Source organism: Acinetobacter stercoris (genome assembly GCF_900323515.1).
GTDB lineage: Bacteria > Pseudomonadota > Gammaproteobacteria > Pseudomonadales > Moraxellaceae > Acinetobacter > Acinetobacter stercoris.
On sequence record NZ_OOGT01000232.1, the window covers coordinates 1 to 5,667 of the forward strand.

General features: G+C 39.9%; 5 protein-coding genes. All 5 read left to right on the forward strand.

All coding sequences use genetic code 11. The features are described 5' to 3' along the window. Positions 1–306 precede the first annotated feature (306 nt). On the forward strand, positions 307–1,710 hold the full coding sequence (locus KPC_RS17280) for an EcsC family protein (RefSeq protein WP_121975588.1): 1,404 nt from the start codon (positions 307–309) through the stop codon (positions 1,708–1,710). A 234-nt stretch (positions 1,711–1,944) separates the two neighbouring features. Beyond that, the gene (rpsL, locus tag KPC_RS17285) at positions 1,945–2,319 is read left to right on the forward strand and encodes a 30S ribosomal protein S12 (protein ID WP_004638184.1); all 375 of its coding nucleotides are present in this window, start codon (positions 1,945–1,947) and stop codon (positions 2,317–2,319) included. A gap of 166 nt (positions 2,320–2,485) precedes the next feature. After that, entirely contained in the window at positions 2,486–2,956 is a 471-nt protein-coding gene (gene rpsG, locus KPC_RS17290) for a 30S ribosomal protein S7 (protein ID WP_004901967.1), read from the forward strand. A 190-nt stretch (positions 2,957–3,146) separates the two neighbouring features. Continuing rightward, on the forward strand, positions 3,147–5,282 hold the full coding sequence (gene fusA / locus KPC_RS17295; RefSeq protein WP_121975589.1) for an elongation factor G: 2,136 nt from the start codon (positions 3,147–3,149) through the stop codon (positions 5,280–5,282). A gap of 91 nt (positions 5,283–5,373) precedes the next feature. Continuing rightward, the coding region (locus tag KPC_RS17300; RefSeq protein WP_016801235.1) for a GTP-binding protein at positions 5,374–5,667 on the forward strand (294 nt) is incomplete at its 3' end.

The following is a 5,667-nucleotide window of genomic DNA, read 5'->3' on the forward strand; positions in this document are numbered from 1 at the left end:
TTTTTAGATATTGATATGTAAATTAAAAATGCTATGCAATAGAAAAGTTTGAAAAGACATTCAATACAATTTTAGCTTAAAGGAATAAAAGATTACGATCAAAACTGGCTGTTAAATTTGAAGGAAAGATTTTTTAAAAATTTCTTGTGAAAAATTCCTATTCTGGTCATGGTCTTCTTTAAAAAGCCCAAAGAAAGTTGATTTTGAGTCAGGTCATTTTAACGAATCAAAACATAATGGGCTTGAGATCGTGTAAAACAAACTCTACTATCAAGAGTAAATATAAAATAGGTGAGCGGACACAATATGCCAAAATCTAATAATAAACATTCACGTAGTTTTATTTCGAATGCCTTTGGTGCGGCAAAAAAAATAGGTACAACAGGTATTAATCTGCTTAATCATGTTGCACCTGGAACTGTGTCAAAACTTGATGAAAAACCTAATAATGAGCAAGTTTTGCAAGGATATGCTCAAGAAAAAAATAATAATGTAAAAAAATCCTCGATGAACCCGCAAATGATGATGAGAGATCATATTCCACTTGTCTCACGACAGCTTTTGGGTAGACATTATAGTAAGTTTAATAAAGTAACCTCATTTATTTCTCCAGAACTAAATGACAAATTATCTGATTATTTTTTTGAAAAATTAAATGATTTTGTCTCGAATCTTAGTTCTGTTGAAGCTGTATTAAAGGAAGTTGGGGCACGAGATCTGAATGAGCTGGCGAAAGATCCTGCACGTTCTGCTCGTATAAGTCAGGCATTTGAAAATCAGAATAAACGTTATGCGGTTGTACAAGGTGCTTTGACTGGTATTTCTGGTGTTGTTGGAGCAGCTATTGATGTCCCGACTTCTATCGCATTGGCTCTGCACAGCATTTATCAGACAGGTCGTGCTTATGGCTTTGAACTGAAGGCTCATGATGAACAAGAAACAGTAGAATATATTTTTAAACGTATCGATTTGGGAACTGTTGCAGAAAAACAAACTTTACTGGTTGCTGTCCGTGCTGTTGCCCGGCTTCTGGAAACACATGATATTAACCAGTTACAACAGCTGTTAGGTTCGAGTAATGATACCGAGCTTTTAAAAAAATGGTTGGGTAATGAAGATGGTTCCTTTAAATGGGAATGGTTAAATCATGTGCCTCATTTATCCATAGTTTCAAAGTTGACTCCAATCGCTGGTGCTAGTGTAGGGGCGTATTTCAGCTTAAAATTATTGAGTGATGCGAGTCATCATGCAAACGTTGTATTTTCGAGAGCACGTGAATATTTAAATGCCCATCCAGATGAGAGCCTGGATGTCTTTATGGCATTTGAAAAAGCGGAGAAAGCGGATCAATCCACTTTAACAATATTAAGTGATGTTAATTTATCAATAACTGAAACAGACACTATAGAAGAAGAGAAAGAAGGTGCGGATTTAAAAAATAAAGGCGAGAATATTCATCAATCAAAAGAAGTTCAGCAGATTGATGATATTACTTCGAAAGATACTCTAGAGCAGAACTCACAAGATTTAATTGTTTCCGAGACTGTAGTTGATGTTCCTGTAATAAAAGCAAAAACGACACGCACTAGGGCAAAGACAACAAGTAGAGCAAAACCTTCAGCACAGAAAAAAAACTCTACAGATCTGAAGAAAACTGAAACTGATCGTAGTAACGATGCAGATTCAGGTGATGAGCCAAACTTGAAGTAAATAACTTTACTTTGAGAATCAAGTCTCACTTGCTAGATAAGGTTACAAAACAGGCAAACGAAACTGTCATATTTTAAGCGTATTATTTTGCAACGGAATTGTACGCAAACTCATCAATGGTCAATATTTGACACTATGTTGAATGTTGACCATTTTTGCATCTTCGCTTACAATTGCATGCCCTCAAAAAGTAGTATTTTTTTTGAGGCTTTTTATTAACGGGAGAATTGCCATATGGCAACAACAAATCAGTTGATCCGTAAGGGTCGTACGACTTTGATTGAAAAATCAAAAGTTCCTGCGTTGAAGGCTTGTCCACAACGTCGTGGTGTTTGTACACGTGTTTATACAACTACACCTAAAAAACCTAACTCAGCAATGCGTAAAGTTTGCCGTGTTCGCTTAACTTCTGGTTTTGAAGTTTCTAGCTACATCGGTGGTGAAGGTCATAACTTGCAAGAGCACAGTGTTGTTCTTATCCGTGGTGGTCGTGTTAAAGACTTACCAGGTGTACGTTACCATACCGTTCGTGGTTCTTTAGACTGTGCTGGCGTGAAAGATCGTAACCAGTCACGTTCTAAATATGGTGCTAAACGTCCTAAGAAATAATTTCTTAAGGATATAGAACCGCAATCCTTTATCGTCTCGCTTGTCTGATTTCTGCATTTAAAATTGTGAAATTCAAGCGACGTGTAGTAAGGCCAGCGAATAGTACACGACACTTTGTACTTACTGCTGGATTAACCTGAAGTGTCATATTTATAGGTAGTTTAAAATGCCAAGACGTCGCGTAGTCGCTGCTCGTGAAATCCTTCCGGATCCGAAATTCAGCAGCCAAACAATCGCTAAATTCATGAACCATGTAATGCAAGATGGTAAAAAATCTATTGCTGAAAGTATCGTTTACGGTGCTTTAGATCGCGTTCAAGAAAAAAACAAAGTAGACCCGGTTGAATTTTTTGAAGCTACGCTTGAAAAAGTTCGTCCTATGGTCGAAGTAAAAGCACGCCGTGTTGGTGGTGCTACTTATCAAGTACCTATGGAAGTGCGCCCATCCCGTCGTACTGCCTTGGCTATGCGTTGGTTAGTAGATGCTGCTGCTAAGCGTTCTGAAAAAACTATGGCTTTACGTCTTGCTGGTGAGTTGCTTGATGCAGCAGAAGGTAAAGGCGCAGCGATCAAAAAACGTGAAGATGTGCACCGTATGGCTGAAGCCAACAAAGCCTTCTCTCACTACCGCTTCTAAGCGGCTAAAACAGTCCCTAATCAGGAGAATACTCATGCGTACCGTAGCTCGATTTAATATCGCACTTTACCCTAGTGGGGGATTTGCGGGTATTTAAGTTGCCCAATAATCGTACTGAGTATCCGTACGCATCAATGTTTCATTGATGCGTCCTGTTTTAAATAAATAAAATTTAGGAATGCAAGAAATCATGGCTCGTCAAACCCCAATTTCTCGTTATCGTAACATTGGTATTTCTGCTCACATTGATGCTGGTAAAACCACGACTACTGAACGTATTTTGTTCTACACAGGTGTATCTCACAAAATTGGTGAAGTGCATGATGGTGCAGCAACAATGGACTGGATGGAACAAGAGCAAGAACGTGGTATTACTATCACTTCAGCTGCTACAACTACATTCTGGTCAGGTATGAGTAAGCAGTTCCCTGAACACCGTATCAATGTAATTGATACTCCGGGACACGTTGACTTCACTATTGAAGTAGAACGTTCTATGCGTGTTCTTGATGGTGCATGTATGGTTTACTGTGCTGTAGGTGGTGTACAACCTCAGTCAGAAACTGTATGGCGTCAAGCAAACAAATACCAAGTGCCTCGTTTAGCATTCGTGAACAAGATGGACCGTACTGGTGCAAACTTCTTCCGTGTTGTTGAACAAATGAAAACACGTCTTGGTGCTCATCCTGTGCCTGTAGTTATTCCAGTTGGTGCCGAAGAAAACTTCCAAGGCGTTATCGACTTGATCGAAATGAAAGCGATCATTTGGGATGAAGCTTCTCAAGGTATGATGTTTGAGTACGGTGATATCCCGGCTGACCTTCAAGCAACTGCTGAAGAGTGGCGTACAAACATGGTTGAAGCTGCTGCTGAAGCTTCTGAAGAGTTAATGGACAAATACCTTGAAAATGGTGATCTTTCTAAAGAAGACATCGTTGCAGGTTTACGTGTTCAAACATTAGCTTGTGAAATTCAACCAATGCTTTGTGGTACAGCGTTCAAGAACAAAGGTGTTCAACGTATGTTGGATGCTGTGATTGAATTCTTGCCATCACCTACAGAAGTTAAAGCGATCGAAGGCGTTTTAGACGACAAAGACGAAACTAAAGCAGTTCGTGAAGCATCTGACGAAGCTCCATTCTCTGCGCTTGCGTTCAAAATCATGAACGACAAATTCGTAGGTAACTTGACATTCGTACGTGTTTATTCTGGTGTACTTAAACAAGGTGATTCTGTTTATAACCCGGTTAAATCTAAACGTGAGCGTATTGGTCGTATCGTGCAAATGCATGCAAACGATCGTCAAGATGTTGAAGAAATTCGCGCGGGTGATATCGCTGCATGTGTAGGTCTTAAAGACGTCACTACTGGTGATACGCTTTGTGATGAGAAAAACATCATCACTCTTGAACGTATGGAATTCCCAGAACCTGTAATCGCGCTTGCAGTTGAACCAAAAACTAAAGCAGACCAAGAAAAAATGTCAATTGCTTTAGGTCGTTTGGCTAAAGAAGACCCTTCATTCCGTGTTCGTACTGACGAAGAATCAGGTCAAACAATTATTGCTGGTATGGGTGAGCTTCACCTTGACATCATTGTTGACCGTATGAAACGTGAATTCAGTGTTGAAGCAAATATTGGTAAACCAATGGTTGCTTACCGCGAAACAATCAAAAAGACTGTTGAGCAAGAAGGTAAGTTCGTTCGTCAAACTGGTGGTAAAGGTAAATTCGGTCACGTATATGTACGTTTAGAGCCGCTTGATACAGAAGCTGGTAAAGATTACGAATTCGCTGAAGAAGTTGTTGGTGGTGTTGTACCTAAAGAATTCTTCGGTGCAGTTGACAAAGGTATTCAGGAACGTATGAAAAATGGTGTCTTGGCTGGTTACCCTGTTGTGGGTATCAAAGCGACATTATTTGATGGTTCTTACCATGATGTCGACTCTGATGAATTGTCGTTCAAAATGGCTGGTTCTTACGCATTCCGTGATGGTTTCATGAAAGCAGATCCTGTTCTTCTTGAACCAATCATGAAAGTTGAAGTAGAAACTCCAGAAGATTACATGGGCGATATCATGGGTGACTTAAACCGTCGTCGTGGTATGGTTCAGGGTATGGACGATTTACCTGGTGGTACTAAAGCAATTCGTGCTGAAGTTCCACTTGCAGAGATGTTTGGTTACGCGACTCAAATGCGTTCTATGTCTCAAGGTCGTGCGACATATTCAATGGAATTCTCTAAATACGCTGAAACTCCACGTAACGTGGCTGAAGGCATTATCGCTAAGTTCCAATCTGGCGGTAAAAGAGGTGACGACGAGTAATCTTTAGATTACTATAAGCCAAACTAATTTTTAGTTAATAACCAGTTGCTCATGAGCCGAACCTCATGAGCAGTTCAAAAAGGAAAATCAAATGGCTAAGGCTAAGTTTGAACGTAATAAGCCACACGTAAACGTGGGCACAATCGGTCACGTTGACCATGGTAAAACAACTCTTACTGCTGCTATTGCAACAATCTGTGCAAAAACTTACGGCGGTGAAGCTAAAGATTACGCAGCAATTGACTCTGCACCTGAAGAAAAAGCTCGTGGTATTACAATTAATACTTCACACGTAGAATACGATTCTCCAACTCGTCACTACGCTCACGTAGACTGCCCGGGACACGCCGATTATGTTAAAAACATGATCACTGGTGCTGCTCAG